The sequence below is a fragment of the Pseudomonas fluorescens genome, assembly GCF_001307275.1.
Taxonomy (GTDB): Bacteria; Pseudomonadota; Gammaproteobacteria; order Pseudomonadales; family Pseudomonadaceae; genus Aquipseudomonas; species Aquipseudomonas fluorescens_AA.
The window spans coordinates 5,974,884-5,991,231 of the sequence record NZ_CP012831.1 but is presented as its reverse complement, the minus strand read 5'-3'; the positions used below and the strand labels follow the sequence as shown (position 1 = coordinate 5,991,231).

The following is a 16,348-nucleotide window of genomic DNA, read 5'->3' as shown; positions in this document are numbered from 1 at the left end:
ATTTCTTCCCCAATCATTTCCAGGTCTGTATGAACACCCTCCAGGAACCTCCCAGTCGCCTTTCAAAGAATCGTTTTCTCTCCTGCGCTCCAGCGGCCTGCATACGCTCGTTGCAGCCCCCTTCCCTCGCATTGACCGTCCGAGGGAGCGAATAATCCATGGAATGGATCGTTGACCCTACGGCATGGCTGGGCCTGCTGACGTTGATCGTGCTGGAGCTGGTGCTCGGCATCGATAACCTGGTATTCATCGCCATCCTGGCCGACAAACTTCCGCCCGAGCAGCGCGACCGTGCCCGTATCATCGGCCTGTCCCTGGCGTTGTTGATGCGCCTTGGCCTCCTCGCCAGCATCTCCTGGATGGTGACGTTGACCAACCCGCTGTTCGAGGTCTTCGGCAAGACGTTCTCGGGCCGGGATTTGATCATGCTGTTCGGTGGTGTGTTCCTGTTGTTCAAGGCGACCATGGAGTTGCATGAGCGACTCGAGGGCCACGTGGCGCAACGTTCCGGCAATGCCGCCTATGCGATGTTCTGGCCTATCGTTGCGCAGATTGTGGTGCTCGACGCGGTCTTTTCCCTGGATGCGGTGATCACGGCCGTGGGGATGGTGGAGCACCTGTCGGTCATGATGATCGCGGTGATGTTCTCGATCGGCTTGATGATGGTCGCGAGCAAGCCGCTGACAAAATTCGTCAACGGCCACCCTACCGTCATCATGCTGTGCTTGGGCTTCCTGATGATGATCGGCTTCAGCCTCACGGCTGAAGGCCTGGGCTTCCACATTCCGAAAGGCTACTTGTACGCCGCGATTGGTTTCTCGATCCTGATCGAACTGTTCAACCAGTTGGCGCGCTCGCGCCGCAAGAAAAGCCTGCAAGGTCTTCGACCGATGCGCGAGCGTACCGCCCATGCGGTGTTGCGCCTGCTGGGTGGCCAAAAGCTGGGGGCCGATGAAGTCGGCGAGGAAATCGCCGACATGCTGGAAGGCGACGAACCGGAGCAGGTTTTCCATCGGCGCGAACGGGTCATGATCAGTGGCGTGCTGCAATTGGCCGAACGCCCGATACGCAGCGTGATGACGCCTCGTGCGCAAATTGACCACCTCGACTTGGCAGACACCACGCAAGACATCCGTACGGCGCTGATGCACTCTTCTTACTCGCGCTTGCCGCTGATCCGCGAAGGACGCGTGGATGAGCCGCTAGGCTTTGTCCATAAGAAAGAACTGCTCAAGGAAATACTGGCGGGCAATCAGCCGAACCTGGAAGTCATGGCGCGCAAAGCCATCAACCTGCTCGACAGCTTCACGATCCTCAATGCACTGGAGCAAATGCGTAAAGAGTCGACCCACATCGCGTTCGTGGTGAACGAGTTCGGTGACTTCGTCGGCCTCCTCACCATGACTGACATCCTGGAATCCATTGCAGGTGAACTGCCGGATGCCAGTGAAATCGAAGGCCCGAATATTGTTCCCCAGCAAGACGGTTTCCTGGTCAGCGGCGCCCTGAATCTCAGTCAGGTCCGCGAACACATCGGCTTCCAGGCGAAAGCGACAGAGGATTACCAGACGCTGGCTGGTTTGGTGATGAGCCTGCTGGATCGCTTACCGATCATTGGCGACACGCTCAGTTGCCAAGGATGGAACATGACCGTGATGGAGGTTGAAGAACGTCGAGTGACCAGGGTGCTGTTGCGTCAGGAATAAGCACAGAGATGCAATTGAAAGGAGCCATGACGGTGAGTGTCGATATCGATTGCGTAGTCGTGGGTGCGGGTGTCGTCGGTCTTGCCGTCGCGCGGGAAATGGCCCTGGCAGGTCATGAAGTGCTGGTGATTGAAGCCGGAGAAGCGATTGGTATCGGCACAAGCTCGCGTAATTCGGAGGTGATCCATGCCGGGATCTACTACCCGCCCGGCAGCCTCAAGGCCCAGTTGTGCGTCGAGGGCAGGCATGCACTTTATGCCTACTGCGATAGCCATGGGGTCAGCACACGTAAAACTGGAAAGCTGATCGTCGCCAAGGATGAAGCGCAAGTTCGCCAACTGCAGGTCTTGCTCGAGCGAGGACTGGTGAATGGCGTGGAGGATCTACGCCTGCTCGATCGTGAGCAGGCCCTCGCGCTGGAACCTGCGCTTGAATGCATTGCCGCTTTGTATTCGCCGTCGACCGGCATCGTGGATTCCCATGGGTTGATGTTGGCGTTGCAGGGCGATGCTGAAGCGGCAGGCACCACCATCGCGTTCTACTCACCCCTGATCAGCGCCCGGGTCACCGCTGACGGTTTCCTTCTCGATGTCGGAGGGGCGGCACCGATGGTGTTGTCCTGCCGCCTGCTGATCAACGCGGCCGGCCTTAAAGCGCCTGCATTAGCCAGGCGCATGGAGGGCTTGGCGCAACAAACGGTACCCCGGGATTACCTGTGCAAAGGCAGCTACTTCAGCCTGGCCAAGCGCGCGCCCTTCACACATCTCATCTACCCCGCGCCGGAGGCCGCCGGCCTCGGGGTTCACATGACCTTGGACCTGGGCGGCCAAGCGCGTTTCGGCCCGGACACCGAATGGGTCGAGGCCGAGGACTATCGGGTCGATCCATCACGGGCCAATGCCTTCTATGCAGCGATTCGCAGCTATTGGCCCGATTTGCCGGACAACAGTTTGCAACCCGGGTACAGCGGGATTCGCCCGAAAATTTCCGCACCTGGCGAACCTGCCAGCGACTTTCTCATCAGCAGTGAACGGCTGCACAACGTTCCGGGATTGATCAATCTGTTCGGGATCGAATCGCCCGGGTTGACCGCTTGCCTTGCCATTGCCAAGCGGGTTCGGGGGCTGCTTGAGCGCTAGCCGCTGATTTTTTTCCGAACCATCTTCATCAGATTTTCACCGACACCCTCGATGCTTTTGTTCTGCGAAACGACCTGGGCCCCCTCCATCAGATAAGTGAGTTCCATCGCAGCTTCGTTCGATTCGGGCAAATCGGCCGCGACACAGAGATCCACCAGTCGGAGGAACTGCCGCTTTTTATGCGCTTCGATGAGTTGGCGGGCGGGATTTCCTGGCTCGGGTAGCTCCGCCAGTGAATTGGTAAACGGACAGCCCCTATAAGACGCTGCCGAAAGATCCTTGGCGATGAACTCGGCAAACCCGAGAATCTGCGCCTTTGCATCGTCGGCGTACTGCGCCGAAAGCGCGTCGAATATCTCGGAATATTTATCGACGAGCAGCCTTAGCCACTCCAGCACCAGCGCGTCTTTCGAGTCGAAATGCCGGTAGACGGTCATCTTGGTCGACTTGGCCTTTGCCGCGATGGCGTCCACCGTCACTCGACTAATGCCTTCATTGAAAAACAGCTCCTCGGCTGCATCGAGAATCCTTTCTCGGGGAGCTAACTGTGGAATTCGTTCGGGCCGCATGGTGTTCTCCGCTTGACATCGATACTTAACGGTATCTTACTATACCAATGAGTATCGCTCGATACTGATAAGTAATCATACCGCTTTTGCCAGGTAGATGGCTCGGAGAACGCGATGAGAACCACTGAATACGCCGAATACGATGCGATGGGTCTTGCTGAGCTGATCAGCAGCGGTCAAGTCACTCAAGCCGAAGTCAGCGCTGCGGCCCTGTCCGCCATTGAGCAGCTCAATCCAAGGATCAATGCGGTGGTTGAGGTTTGGGGAAATGAACCTCAGGCAGCTACCGGGCCATTCAAGGGCGTGCCGTTTCTGGTCAAGGACTTAGGGCTGACTGCCAAGGGGCACCTGAATGAGCTGGGCAGTCGCTTGGCGACCGGGTGCATTGCCGTTGAGGACTCTAACCTGATGATCCGCTTGCGACAGGCAGGCCTCGTGACCATCGGCAGAACCACCACTCCGGAATTGGCTGCCAGTACAACCACTGAATCCGTATTTTCGGGCCCTACGCGCAACCCATGGGATTTGAGTCGCAGCGCGGGTGGATCGAGTGGTGGCTCGGCCGCTGCCGTAGCCGCCGGCCTGGTACCTGCGGCGCATGCCACCGATGGCGGTGGTTCTATCCGCGTACCATCAGCCGCTACCGGACTATTCGGACTCAAGTCCAGCCGGGGCAGAATTTCAATGGGGCCTGCGGTGGACGAGGTATGGGCCGGGCTTGCCGTGCACGGTGTCGTCAGTCGAACCGTGCGCGACAGTGCCGCTTTACTGGACGCAACCAAAGGGGCTGCTGTTGGTGATCCCTTTGAGATTGTTAAGACGCAACATTCCTATCTGGCGGAAACGACTCGCGAGCCGGGATCCCTACGGATTGGCCTTCTCCTGCATCCGCTAAACGCCACTCGTTGCGCCGAACCGATCGCAGAAGCGACCTGCAATGTTGCGGTCCAGCTCCAAGGCCTGGGTCATAGCGTGGAAGAAGTCCGTCTGGACATTGGTCTGAGCTGGGACGGCTTTATTGAAATGAATGCACGGTTCTGGTCAGCCAATACCGCTGCCTGGATCAATGCCATCGCTGCGGGAACAGGCCGCCCCATTGATGCCACCACGCTTGAACCTGCCACGCTTTCGCTGCATCAGATGGGGAGTCGACTCACCGCCATCGATTTGCTTGAGGCCATGCATTCGAGAAATCTTGTGACCCGTAGCATGGGTCACTTCTTCTGCAAATACGACGTCCTGTTGAGTCCGACGCTGCCAGCACTGCCCCCTGCAATAGGCAGCTATAACGATGGGCAGCAGCATCTGGATGGCAGAGGCTGGATAGATCGCGTATTCACCCACTCCCCTTTCACCGCGTTAGCGAATGTCACGGGGTCCCCTTCTATGTCCATGCCATTGGCGTTTGATCCAGCAAGTGGCCTACCTATAGGCATGCAGTTCTCAGCGGGCTTTGGTCGAGAGGACTCACTGCTGCGTCTGGCAGGTCAGTTGGAGCGAGCCTTGCCTTGGGCAGCACGCAAACCTGAGGTTTGGGCTGGAAAGCTGTAGCCCGGTGGGTATCCCTCAGCATTGGCCGGCTAGCCGATCTGACCTTTTAGAGCCGCCGAGAAAACGCTCAGCACACGGGATTGCGCAGGTCATGACTCCTGCAGCTTGCGCAACTCACCGCCCTCCGCCTTCAGACGCTCCAGATACGTGCGGGCATCCAACAATTGATAAGGGAAATAAAGCCCTGGCGGAGTCGGTGGCTGGCCGTCCAACCCGAGCAGCCGTTCCAGCGTCATGGCGACGCTGAGGCCGGTCAAGGGCGCAGCGCCTGCCGGGTGGATGACCGCATGACGTGTATGCAGCGGTTCGCCCTTGAGATCATCGCCAACCAGTTCGATGATGATCTCGGTGGACATCGGCCTACCCTGGCGTCGGCTTGAGCTCACCGCGGTGGCCATGTTGAACTGGACATTCGGTGCCCCCGTCGCCGTCGCCAGGCCAACGACATCAATGGACGAAAAGCCCCCAGCCTCGATTTGCGTACCATCCACCGCATGGAATCTGGCCTTGGACTCCTCTCCTTCGCGCCAGACGAACACACCGTCGCGTCGTGTCAGTGCGGCGGGCAGCATGTTGTTCAAGTGTTCAAAGTCGGTGGCGACGGTCGGGCCGCCGGTGTCCTGCTCATCGACCAGCGCGTTGATACGGATATCGTGGACTCGGCTGAATGCCCGGGCAATGCTCAGTGTCGACACTGTTGTCGCGCCTGCCATCCATTCGTAACCCAGGACAATGGGCGAGGCGTCAGGCCTGTGCATGTACGTCGCGATTTCCGGCGCGATCTCGAAAACACCGGAGGAAATGCTGAGGTGCGGCACGCCGCGCTTCTGCGCAAACCGCAACCCGGCAATAGCGTGGTCCATATAAAAGACCACGACGGCGCTGATCGGGCGATCGCCGAGGCCCAGGTCGTCTGCGGCGGACTCAATCACCACGCCCTGCGCCCGGCCAATGTGCTCCGCGGCACGCTGAGCCTTGGCAAGGTCGCGACCACCGATCAACAGGGGTACGTCGGGATGAGCGGCGCGCAGCGCCCGGGCGGTGTGGTGGCCAATGGCGCCAGAACCGCCCATTAGCAAGATAGGATCAAGTGACATAGTGTGTTCTCCTTGTCTCTGGTTTAAACCTACTTTCAGTAGGTAAGCTAACACAACATCACGCACCTCAACCTACCATTGGTAGGTTTTTATCGACCAGGAACGAAAACGTGCAGAACAACACTGAGCAAAGCGCTATCAGTTCCCCTCCTCGCCGGCTTTCGAAAGCCGAACGGCGGCGACAGTTGCTGGACACCGCGTTATTGATCGTGCGCGAGGAAGACGCGGATCGCTTGACCTTGGGGCATCTGGCCGTGCGCGCCGGCGTGTCGAAACCGGTGGTCTACGATCATTTCGGCACTCGCTCGGGGCTGTTGATCGAGCTCTACAAGTGGATCGATACCGAGCGGGTCACCGCTTTCCGCGACGCCATGTCCAAGACTGCGCGGAGCCTGGAAGAGACGGCGCTAGTCCTGGCCAGCGCCTACATTCATTGCGCGGCCGATAACACCGACGAATTCCATGCCGTGGGTGCAGCCCTGGCAGGCAGCGAGGAGAAGGCGGCGGTGTTCCAAGAGCTTCTGGATAACTGTGTGCAGATGTTCATGTCTGTGCTCGAACCTCATGCGACGTGGTCAGCGGACGAACTCGAGCGATGCTGCATTGGCCTGGTTGGCGCGGGAGAAGCCCTGTCCGGCGCGTTGGTACGGGGGAGGCATGGCGAAGACGAGGTCATCGGAACGTTCGCTTCACTGATTCGAAGCGTCGTAGAACCGACAGGAACGCAGCGTTAGTCGCTGCCCTAACGGCCCCGAGATGCTTACTGTCCGATTGGCTGCTGTGGTGCTCAACGCAGCTTCAAATACACCCCAGCCAATCCGTCCTGTGAATCCGCGTTATAGCCAATGACCGCAAAGCCTTTCACCAATTGAATGTGATACGGCCCGTTCTTCTCGCTGGCTTGCGGCTCGCGCACGATGATCAGGTTGTCGGTGTCCATCGGCACGATGTGATGTTCGGTCACGTTGTCCTTCGTGGTCACGGTGAACTCAGCGACTTCTTTCCCATTGGCGTCGCGGTCCGGGAGGATCTTCAAGTCCAGATCCGCGTCGTGCCCCGGGGCATCCTGGCGCATCCGGTAATGGCCGCTGCGCTGGTCAGCGTCGACGTCGTCGATTTTATCGGCATCCAATTCCCGTTCTTCATCATGCAGCAGGACAGCCCGTTGGCGGTCGTCGCCCTTGGCATCGCTGATCCATGTGCCGGTGAAAAAATAGGGTTCGACGTTTTCCCGGGAGATCCGCCAGGTACCCGTTTGACCACCGTCGCCGGCATATTCATGGAGGCTGACAAGGCCATCGTCAGCGTCTTCCCGAATGCCCAGCAGCTTGATCGGTTCGCTATTGTCCGCCTGGGTATAGCGCACTTCGCCAATGATCACGGCGCCTTGCGCCTGATACCAGAGCTCTACCGGGGTCTTGGCGTCGAAGGTGCCGGCAAGGATCACCGGATCCTCCTTTTCCGGACCTTCCAGGCGCGACTGTTCGTGCCACTGGCCTTCTTTCAATTCACCCGTGGTGCGCAGCGTGTAGCCGCCGGGCATGCTGGTGTTTTCGCCTGGCTCGGTAGGCTGGATTTGCTCTTCGGTGCTCGAATAGAGCAGCACCAACTCGTCGCCACGCATTTTCCAGTGGGTGGCGCGCGTCCAGCAACAGTCGCGGTCGGTTTGCGAAAGCAGGATGCCGTCCAGCGGGCTGACGGAGAACATGCCTTTGCTGTCCTCCTTTGCCAGGTTCGTCAGGGCCGGGTTGAGGGCCCATTGGGTTTTCTGCGGGTCTTGCAGGTAGACGTCGAATGTCGGTTTGTAGCTCGCCTCGGGATCATTGCCGTTGCGAATCGCCAAGTCCTGGCGGCCGTCGAAGTTGAAGTCGTCGAAGTACAGCAGGCTCTGGGGGCCAAGTAGCCAGTTATCGACCTTACCGTTGCGGTCCACGGGCACGTTGCCGGCGGGCGTCTGCAATTGCTGCAGGGTTTCGAGGGTTTTGCTGTCGCGCACGGTAATGAACGCTTGTGCCAGCTGATGTGGATCTTCCGGCGGCTCCGGGAACAGCACTTCGATCAGGTACTGACCGCTGCGATCATTCACCGAAAACGCCCGCGGCTCGGCCATGACCGAGGCCGTCAGAGCCGTGGAAAGAAGCACACTGCCGACAAGCGAACGCATCCATCGACTTCCTTGCTGAATTCGGGGCCGCAGTTTAGCGACAACCGTGATTCATCGCGAGACGACTGTTGCTATCAGATAAGCCCGGACTGTAACTGACGCCCTCCTCGCCCTTCGCTTACTGTCGTGGCTCATCCCACGGAGTGTTCCCCATGCCGGATACCGCCAATCTCTACCTGTTCGTGGTTGCTGTCGTACTTCTGCTGATCGTTCCGGGGCCCAACATGGCCTTTGTCACCAGCCATGCGTTGGCCCACGGCTGGCGTGCCGGCGTCGCAGCCGCCCTCGGCATTGCCTTTTCGGACGCGCTGATGACGCTGATGGTCAGCGCTGGCATTGGCGCGCTGGTCATGAGCTGGGCGCCAGCGTTCGACGTGCTGCGCCTGGCCGGGGCCGGTTATCTGCTGTGGCTGGCCTGGCAAGCACTCAGAACGCCGGCAGCGACGCAGGATAGCCAGCTCCAGGCGGCTTCGCTGTGGAAAATCTTCTGCCGAGGCGCCCTCAACAGCCTCTTGAATCCCAAGGCGCTGCTGTTCTTCATGGTGTTCCTGCCCCAGTTCGTCAACCTCAAGGCCGGCGGCGTGGGCTTGCAGTTGATCTTCCTTGGCGCCTTGCTGGCACTGATTGCACTGGTCTTCCATACGCTGCTGGGTGTTGGCGCCGCACAGCTCAGGGCAAAACTGGCAAGCGGTGGGATTTCAAGACGCCTGGGCACCTATGGTTTTGCCGGGGTCATGGCAGCGCTGGCGGCACGCCTGTTGTTTCTTGACCGACCGCTTTGACCTGCGGCGCCTCTGCGCCAGCCGTTGTCCTATGCTTACTCGACCTATTGCCGGAGCTGGATCAATGTCGCTCTCCGAAACCACCCTCCTCCAAAGCTGGCAGCACAATGCCCAAGCCTGGATAGAAGCCATCCGCACGGGGGCCATCGAAAGCCGTCAGACGGTCACCGACCAGGCCATGCTGCTGGCGGTACTGAGCCGTCAGCCCGAGCGCGTGCTGGATCTGGGTTGTGGCGAAGGTTGGTTGTTGCGGGCGCTGACTGAACGGGGCGTCGAGGCGGTGGGTGTGGATGGTGACGCGACGTTGGTCGAATCGGCCCGGGCGTCGGGATCCTCGCCGGTGCATCTGGCAAGCTATGACGCGCTGGTAGAGGCGAAGGTGGACGTCGGCAGCGCCTACGACCTGGTCTGCGCCAACTTCGCCCTGTTGCATCAGGAGATCATCCCGCTGCTCGCCGCCATGAACGCCTTACTCAGCCCTGGCGGTGCACTGGTGATCCAGACGTTGCATCCCTGGACCGTGGCGGCGGGCAATTATCAGGACGGCTGGCGGGAAGAGACCTTCGATGGGTTCAAAGGTCAATGGCAGCCGATGCCGTGGTACTTCCGCACCTTGTCCAGTTGGCTCAATGCCTTGGACATGGCTGGTTTTCGACTGGTGGGCCTGCAGGAGCCGCAGCACCCGCAAAGCCCGGTGCCGCAGTCACTGCTTCTGGTGGCCGAACAATCCCCGTCATGGCGTTAGCGACTCGACGGCCCCCCTTCGGTGTTACCGGAATATCGTTACCACAGCGCCACCGTATAGCTGACGATCAGCCGATTCTCATCCAGGTCATTACCAAAATTCGAGCGCACCGTCGCGTTGCGCCATTTCAAGCCCAGCCCCTTCAACGTGCCGTCTTGCACCACATAGGCAATGTCCGTGTTGCGCTCCCATTCCTTGCCTTCGCCTGCGGCGCTGCGCTGGACGTTGTCGCCACTGATGTATCGAGTCATGAAGGTCAGCCCGGGCACGCCAATGGCCGCGAAGTTGTAGTCATAACGCGCTTGCCAGGAACGCTCGTCGATGTTGGCGAAGTCGCCGATCTGCACGAAGTTGACCAGGTACGGATCGCTGCGGCCGATGTAGGGGAACGGATCGTCGCCACTCATGCGCTGGTAGCCCAGGCCCACGGCATGGCCCGCCAGGCTGTAGGTGAACAAGGCGCCGAAGGCTTGGTTGTCGAGATCGCGGAAACTGCCGTCTTCGGCGCTGCGGGAATAACGCACGTCACTCTTGAATGACTGGCCTGCGCCCAGGTCCAGGGTGTGGACGAACCCGAAATAGTTTTGCTGGTAGATATCCTGCAACTGGCTATAGCGGTATTGCGCCGTGAGGTTCGGCAGGAACTGATAGTCCGCCCCGGCGAACTGGAACTTGTCACTGCTGCCACCGATGCGGTTGGCGGTCATGTCCTGGTAGTCGGTGGAGTCGACAAAGTTGATCTGCGTGAGTTGCCCGGCGGTCAGCTTCAAACGATCGATTTCCTGCACGCTCAGCAACCCACCCTTGAACGTTCCCGGCAACAGGCGCGTGTCGTTGGAACTCACCGCCGGGTCCTTGATCTGCAACGTCCCCAGTTTCAAGGTGCTATTGGACAGGCGCACCTTGGCGGTCAGGCCCAATTCGCCATAACGGTCCTGGGAACCGCCAGACAAATCCGCCGGCAACAGATTGGTACCGGCCGTTCCGCCGCCGGAGTCCAGCTTGAAACCGGCCATGCCCAAGGCATCGAGGCCGAAACCCACGGTCCCGGCGGTGTATCCCGATTCCATCCGCAGCAGAAAACCCTGGGCCCATTCCTCGGCCTTGTCCCGTGCCCCTTCCTGGCGAAAGTCGCGGTTGAAGTAGAAGTTGCGGGCCTCCAGGCTGCCTCTGCTGTCGGCGATGAAGTCAGCCTGGGCGCACGGCACGCCGATCAGGCTCAGGCCGAGCAAGGTGCCCGCCGAGGTGCAGGTCCATCGAGGGAATGTGGCATGTTGCATGGCGCGCTCCTTTTATGGGCGCGAGCGAACCCGCCAGGGCTGTGCGCACGCCTCGTTATTGTTGTCATGGGGATACCGGCGCAATGGGCCTGCGTCGTGGAGCGGATTCTTGGTGCCGGATCCGCGCAGCGTCAAACGGGAAAAAAGCCGGATCGGGCATAAGAAAATTTGATGCGCCCGATGGCCCGATCTGGAGTAACAATTGCAATCAATAAGAACTACACGTCCCCAGAGAGCCTTCATGAACCTCAAATTCCTCGAAACCTTCGTCTGGGTCGCCCGGCTGCAAAGCTTCAGCCTCACCGCTGAGAAGATGTTCAGCACCCAGGCGGCGATCTCCAGCCGGATCGCGTCACTGGAAGAGGAACTGGGCCTGCGCCTGTTCGTGCGGGATTCGCGCGGCGTCTCGCTGACACCCGAAGGCCTCAAGGTGCTCGACTACGCGCAACAGATGCTCGACGTCCAACGGGCGCTGAAGCAATCACTGGACACCAGCAGCCCCCAGCAAGGCCTGGTGCGCATCGGCGTGATGGATACGGTGATCCACACCTGGCTCAGCCCATTGATGTCGATGCTGATGCAGGCCTTTCCCGCCGTGGAAATCGAAATCACCGCCGATGCCGCACGCAACCTCTGTGAGCAATTGCAGAAAGGCTACCTGGACATCGTGTTCCAGACCGATCTGGTGCGCCACGAAAGCGTGCGCAATCTGGAACTGGGGCACTACCCCATGCATTGGATCGCCGCCAGCCAGTCGATCTATGCCCGACCCTATGGGTCGTTGGCGGAGATGGCCAGCGAGCGCATCATCACCTTCGTCAAGCATTCGCGCCCGCATCAGGACGTGCTCAACCTGCTGTACGCCCATGGCGTGAGCGCGCCGCGGGTCAGTTGCGTCAATTCGGTCTCGGCCATGACCCGGCTGATTCGTGACGGTTTCGGCATCGGCGCCTTACCGGCCGCGCTGGTGGCCAAGCCCCTGGCCAGCGGCGAATTGATCCCGCTCGAACCCGGTATCGCCCTGCCCCAACTGGACGTCGTTGCGTCCTGGCGCGCTGGCGTCGGCCTGGAGTTGATCGAGAACATCGTCCAGATGAGCCGCCAGGTGGTCAGCCAGTACGCCGTCGATGTCGGGCCGTTGCGCATGGTGGCCGCCCCCGGCCTGAACAGCCAGGCGCCTCTCGAATAACTTTTAGTTGTCGCGGGGTACCAATATTCCTTGTTGGACGTCCTCACCACGCTGTTCTCAAAGTAGCGAACGAACACTTGGAGAACCCGTGATGACGTCCTTCGAACAACTGCAGCAATGCACGCCTCTCGTCCTGCGCCAAAGCATCGCCGCCGGCCAGTACCAGGGCCATACCAGCGGCCTGGGCCAGGGTCGCGTGCAAGCCAATATCGTGATTCTGCCCGGCGACTGGGCCAATGAATTCCTGCGCTACTGCACCCTCAACCGCCAGGCCTGCCCGGTGCTTGACGTGACCGAGCCAGGGGATCCGTTCTTCCGCAACCTGGGCGCGGCCATCGATATCCGTCATGAAGTGCCTCAATACCGGGTCTATCGCCACGGCGAGTTGAGCGAATCGCCGCTGGACATCGAACACCTGTGGCAGGACGACCTGGTGGCCTTCGCCCTCGGTTGCTCGTTCTCCTTCGAACAACCCTTGCTGGAGGCCGGCATCCGTTTGCGGCACATTGAACTGGGGCGCAATGTCGCGATGTTCCAGACCAACATCGACACGCGACCCACCGCCCGCCTGTCTGGCAAGATGGTGGTGACCATGCGGCCGATGAAGGCCGCCGCGGCCATCCAGGCGATCCAGATTACCGGGCGCATGCCCAATGTCCACGGCGCCCCGGTGCACATCGGCGATCCGTCACTGATCGGCATTCAATCCCTGGACACGCCGGACTACGGTGATGCCGTACCGGTGGAAGCGGACGAGATCCCGGTGTTCTGGGCCTGCGGCGTGACGCCTCAATCGGTGGTCCAGGCCTCGCGTCCACCGCTGTGCATCACCCACGCCCCGGGTTGCATGCTGGTGACGGACTTATGGAACAGTGATTTGTAGGCCTCGAACGAGGCTGCTTTGCGACTTGAAGGGATCCACGATGAATACTGCTCAGTTCTCGATTCAACAGTACATCCGTGCCAAGGACGGCAACCGCCCGCACCTGCTGGACCAGGCCTTTACAGCGGCTGCCATCCTGGACATGGTCGTGCACACCGGTGCCATCACGTTTCCCGACCACGTTGAAGGCCGTGCCGCCATTGGCGATGTGCTGGTCAGTCGCTTCGGCCAGACCTTCGAAAACGTCTACACGTTCTGCCTGGCCGCCCCTCCGCCGGCAAACGCCGAGGCGTTCCAGTGCAAATGGCTGGTGGCGATGTCAGACAAGAACAGCGGCGAGGCGCGTGTCGGTTGCGGCCTGTACGACTGGCAGTTCGATCCGCAGTCGCAACGGGTCAAGCGATTGACCATCACCATCGAACACATGAAGACCCTGCCGGCGACCGATCTGCCGATGATCATGGCCTGGGTATCAAGGTTGGACTATCCATGGTGCCGGCCCGAGGCGATTATTGATAACGCGCCGGATTTGGACGAATTGCTAGAGGTAGTCCGCTGCTTGGCTAATACCGGAGCAGTGAAGAAAATGAAGCCCGCCTAGGCAATTGTGACGAGGGGATTTCTCTGTGGGAGCAAAGCTTGCTCGCGATGCAAAGGCCTCGGTTCCTAGGGAGACCGCGTTATCTTCATCGCGGGCAAGCCTTGCTCCCACCGGGTTGGGTTACTCCCGTCGCCACTGTTTCTATGCGCCCATGACTGTCCCAAGGAACCGCCCCCAGTGAACATCAAGTTTCTCGAAACCTTCGTCTGGGTTGCCCGCCTGAAGAGCTTCCGCCTCACCGCGGAAAAGCTGTTCACCACCCAGGCCTCCATTTCCAGCCGGATCGCCGCCCTGGAAGATGAAATGGGCGTGCGCCTGTTCGTACGCGATTCCAAAGGGGTGTCGCTGACCTCCGAAGGCCAGCGCGTGCTGGAATACGCCGAGCGCATCATGGACACCCTGCAAAGCATGAAAGCCGTGATCAAGGATCCGCGCCAGGTGCGCGGTCGGATCCGTATCGGCGCGATGGATACGGTGATCCACACCTGGCTCAGTCCCTTGGTGACACGCCTGATGGAATGCTACCCGGCCCTTGAAATCGAACTGTCGGCCGACACCGCGAGCAACCTCTGTTCACAGCTGGAAAAAGGCTACCAGGACATCATTTTCCAGACCGACATCCTGCGCCTGGACAGCGTACGCAATGCCTTGCTGACCCGTTATCCGATGCACTGGGTGGTGCGCACCGGCTCCGCCTATGACCGAGCCTATGGGTCACTGGAAGATCTGTCCCAGGAACGCATCGTGACATTTTCACGCAACTCACGACCCCACCAGGACATCCTCAACCTGCTGCACTCGGCCAACATCGTCTCGCCCCGTATCAACTGCGTGAACTCGGCCTCGGCCATCACCCGCCTGGTTCGCGACGGCTTTGGCATCGGCGCCATGCCCGCGGCGCTGGTGGTCGGCGAACTGGCCCAGGGCACATTGACCTTGGTGGACGGCGTGCCGCTGCCATCGGTCATGGACATCGTCGCCAGTTGGCGGACCGGCGCCGGAATGGAGCGAGTGGAAGACATCGTCAGCCTGACCCGGGAGGTGGTCGGCGAGTTTGTCGCGCAACTGCCAGCCGCGTACCGATTGGCGGGGCAAGACTTCAGCGGACTGTAAGTGAACTGCAATATCCCCGACTTATTCTGGACCAAGCGCACTGCGGCGAACGCTGGTTGTGCATGTCGCTCGCTCGGAATGATCCAGGGAATCCGCCATGAAGATCAGTGTATTCGGAAGTGGTTACGTAGGGTTGGTGCAAGCCGCCGTGTTGGCGGAGGTGGGCCATGACGTGGTGTGCATGGACATCGACGAGCGCAAGGTCGACAGCCTTCGGCAAGGCCAGGTGAGTATTTTCGAACCCGGCCTGGCCGCGCTGGTGCGCGAAGGGCTGGAGGCCGGGCGTTTGCACTTCACCTGTGACGAACAGCTTGCCGTGCAACACGGCCAGGTACTGTTTATCGCCGTGGGCACGCCCTCCCGGGACGATGGCAGTGCCGACCTAAGCCAGGTGCTGGCCGTTGGCGACGCTGTCGCCCGTTATCGCGAGCAACCGCTCATTGTGGTTGAGAAGTCCACCGTGCCGGTGGGCACCGGTGACGTTCTGCGGGCGCACATCGACAAATGCCTGCTCAAGGCCAGTCGCTTGCTGCAGTTCGATATCGTCTCCAACCCCGAATTCCTCAAGGAAGGCTCGGCCGTCGCCGATTGCCGGCGTCCGGATCGCATCGTGATCGGCTGCGAGCGCGATGAAGTGCGCGAAACCATGCGCGACCTGTACGCACCGTTCAACCGCAACCACGACCGGGTCCTGTTCATGGACCTTCGCAGCGCCGAGCTGACCAAATACGCGGCCAACGGCATGCTGGCGACCAAGATCAGCTTTATCAACCAGATCGCCGAACTGGCCGAACACCTGGGGGCCGACATCGAGTCCGTGCGCCTGGGCATCGGTGCCGACTCGCGCATCGGTTACCACTTCATCTACCCGGGATGCGGCTACGGCGGCTCGTGCTTCCCCAAGGACATGCGCGCCCTGATCCACACCGCCGAGCAGGCGCACTGTTCCAGCGACCTGCTGCAAGCGGTGGAAGCCATCAACGGTCGGCAGAAACACAAGCTGTTCGAGCGGATCAACGCGTTCTACCAGGGCGACCTGCGCGGCAAGACCTTCGCGCTGTGGGGCCTGGCCTTCAAACCCAACACCGACGACATGCGCGATGCTCCAAGCCGTACCCTGCTGGAGTCGCTCTGGGCTGCGGGAGCCAGTGTCCGCGCCTTTGACCCCGAGGCGATGCAGCAGACGCAACTGCTCTATCCAGACGAAACCCGACTCATGCTGATGGGCACGCCGGAATCGGTGTTGCCGGGAGCCGACGCGCTGGTCATCTGCACCGAATGGCAGCCCTTCAAGGCGCCGGACTTCGACCTGATCCGGCAGCGACTCAAGGCCCCGGTGATTTTCGACGGGCGCAACCTGTTCGACCCCGAACGCATGGCCGACAAGGGCTTTACCTATTTTCCGATGGGCCGCGGCCAGTCACGCAACCTGCCCATTGCCCAGCAAACGTGGTTCCCCGCCTCGAGAAGCGCTTGAGCCTGACCTTTACCTCAAAATTAATGCACTCAACCAGCATTAATATGAATTT

15 protein-coding genes are annotated in these 16,348 nt (G+C 60.3%); 11 read left to right on the top strand and 4 right to left on the bottom strand.

The window, feature by feature from the left end:
- Positions 1–158 precede the first annotated feature (158 nt).
- Both AO356_RS26475 and AO356_RS26470 read left to right on the top strand, forming a co-directional pair.
- A complete protein-coding gene (locus AO356_RS26475; protein ID WP_060742308.1) occupies positions 159–1,706 on the top strand; it encodes a TerC family protein in 1,548 nt (515 codons plus the stop codon).
- Positions 1,707–1,738: 32 nt separating this feature from the next.
- On the top strand, positions 1,739–2,845 hold the full coding sequence (locus tag AO356_RS26470) for an NAD(P)/FAD-dependent oxidoreductase (protein WP_060743215.1): 1,107 nt from the start codon (positions 1,739–1,741) through the stop codon (positions 2,843–2,845).
- On the opposite strand, the gene AO356_RS26465 is transcribed toward AO356_RS26470, so the two are convergent.
- Entirely contained in the window at positions 2,842–3,414 is a 573-nt protein-coding gene (locus AO356_RS26465) for a TetR/AcrR family transcriptional regulator (RefSeq protein ID WP_060742307.1), read from the bottom strand. The genes AO356_RS26470 and AO356_RS26465 overlap by 4 nt on opposite strands.
- A gap of 114 nt (positions 3,415–3,528) precedes the next feature.
- Between AO356_RS26465 and AO356_RS26460 the strand changes: the two genes are divergently transcribed.
- A complete protein-coding gene (locus AO356_RS26460) occupies positions 3,529–4,965 on the top strand; it encodes an amidase (RefSeq protein ID WP_060742306.1) in 1,437 nt (478 codons plus the stop codon).
- 89 nt (positions 4,966–5,054) lie between these two features.
- On the opposite strand, the gene AO356_RS26455 is transcribed toward AO356_RS26460, so the two are convergent.
- Positions 5,055–6,062: a hypothetical protein gene (locus AO356_RS26455; protein ID WP_060742305.1), complete on the bottom strand. Its 1,008-nt coding sequence runs from the start codon at positions 6,060–6,062 to the stop codon at positions 5,055–5,057.
- Positions 6,063–6,172: 110 nt separating this feature from the next.
- Between AO356_RS26455 and AO356_RS26450 the strand changes: the two genes are divergently transcribed.
- Complete coding sequence (locus AO356_RS26450) at positions 6,173–6,796, top strand: TetR/AcrR family transcriptional regulator (RefSeq protein ID WP_177431704.1); 624 nt, start codon at positions 6,173–6,175, stop codon at positions 6,794–6,796.
- A 53-nt stretch (positions 6,797–6,849) separates the two neighbouring features.
- Here the strand turns inward: AO356_RS26450 and AO356_RS26445 are convergent, their stop codons facing one another.
- On the bottom strand, positions 6,850–8,226 hold the full coding sequence (locus AO356_RS26445; RefSeq protein WP_060742304.1) for an XAC2610-related protein: 1,377 nt from the start codon (positions 8,224–8,226) through the stop codon (positions 6,850–6,852).
- Between the two features lie 152 nt (positions 8,227–8,378).
- Between AO356_RS26445 and AO356_RS26440 the strand changes: the two genes are divergently transcribed.
- Both AO356_RS26440 and AO356_RS26435 read left to right on the top strand, forming a co-directional pair.
- The gene (locus tag AO356_RS26440; RefSeq protein WP_060742303.1) at positions 8,379–9,008 is read left to right on the top strand and encodes a LysE family translocator; all 630 of its coding nucleotides are present in this window, start codon (positions 8,379–8,381) and stop codon (positions 9,006–9,008) included.
- 64 nt (positions 9,009–9,072) lie between these two features.
- Positions 9,073–9,753: a class I SAM-dependent methyltransferase gene (locus AO356_RS26435; protein WP_060742302.1), complete on the top strand. Its 681-nt coding sequence runs from the start codon at positions 9,073–9,075 to the stop codon at positions 9,751–9,753.
- A gap of 38 nt (positions 9,754–9,791) precedes the next feature.
- Here the strand turns inward: AO356_RS26435 and AO356_RS26430 are convergent, their stop codons facing one another.
- The gene (locus AO356_RS26430; RefSeq protein WP_060742301.1) at positions 9,792–11,033 is read right to left on the bottom strand and encodes an OprD family porin; all 1,242 of its coding nucleotides are present in this window, start codon (positions 11,031–11,033) and stop codon (positions 9,792–9,794) included.
- Between the two features lie 241 nt (positions 11,034–11,274).
- Between AO356_RS26430 and AO356_RS26425 the strand changes: the two genes are divergently transcribed.
- The 5 genes from AO356_RS26425 (at position 11,275) to AO356_RS26405 (ending at position 16,296) form a co-directional block, all read left to right on the top strand.
- The gene (locus AO356_RS26425; protein ID WP_060742300.1) at positions 11,275–12,222 is read left to right on the top strand and encodes a LysR family transcriptional regulator; all 948 of its coding nucleotides are present in this window, start codon (positions 11,275–11,277) and stop codon (positions 12,220–12,222) included.
- A gap of 91 nt (positions 12,223–12,313) precedes the next feature.
- Entirely contained in the window at positions 12,314–13,105 is a 792-nt protein-coding gene (locus AO356_RS26420) for a putative hydro-lyase (RefSeq protein ID WP_060742299.1), read from the top strand.
- A gap of 40 nt (positions 13,106–13,145) precedes the next feature.
- Positions 13,146–13,706, top strand: coding sequence for a hypothetical protein (locus AO356_RS26415; protein WP_060742298.1), 561 nt, complete (start codon positions 13,146–13,148; stop codon positions 13,704–13,706).
- A 177-nt stretch (positions 13,707–13,883) separates the two neighbouring features.
- A complete protein-coding gene (locus tag AO356_RS26410) occupies positions 13,884–14,819 on the top strand; it encodes a LysR family transcriptional regulator (protein WP_060742297.1) in 936 nt (311 codons plus the stop codon).
- A 97-nt stretch (positions 14,820–14,916) separates the two neighbouring features.
- A complete protein-coding gene (locus AO356_RS26405) occupies positions 14,917–16,296 on the top strand; it encodes a UDP-glucose dehydrogenase family protein (RefSeq protein ID WP_060742296.1) in 1,380 nt (459 codons plus the stop codon).
- Positions 16,297–16,348 lie beyond the last annotated feature (52 nt).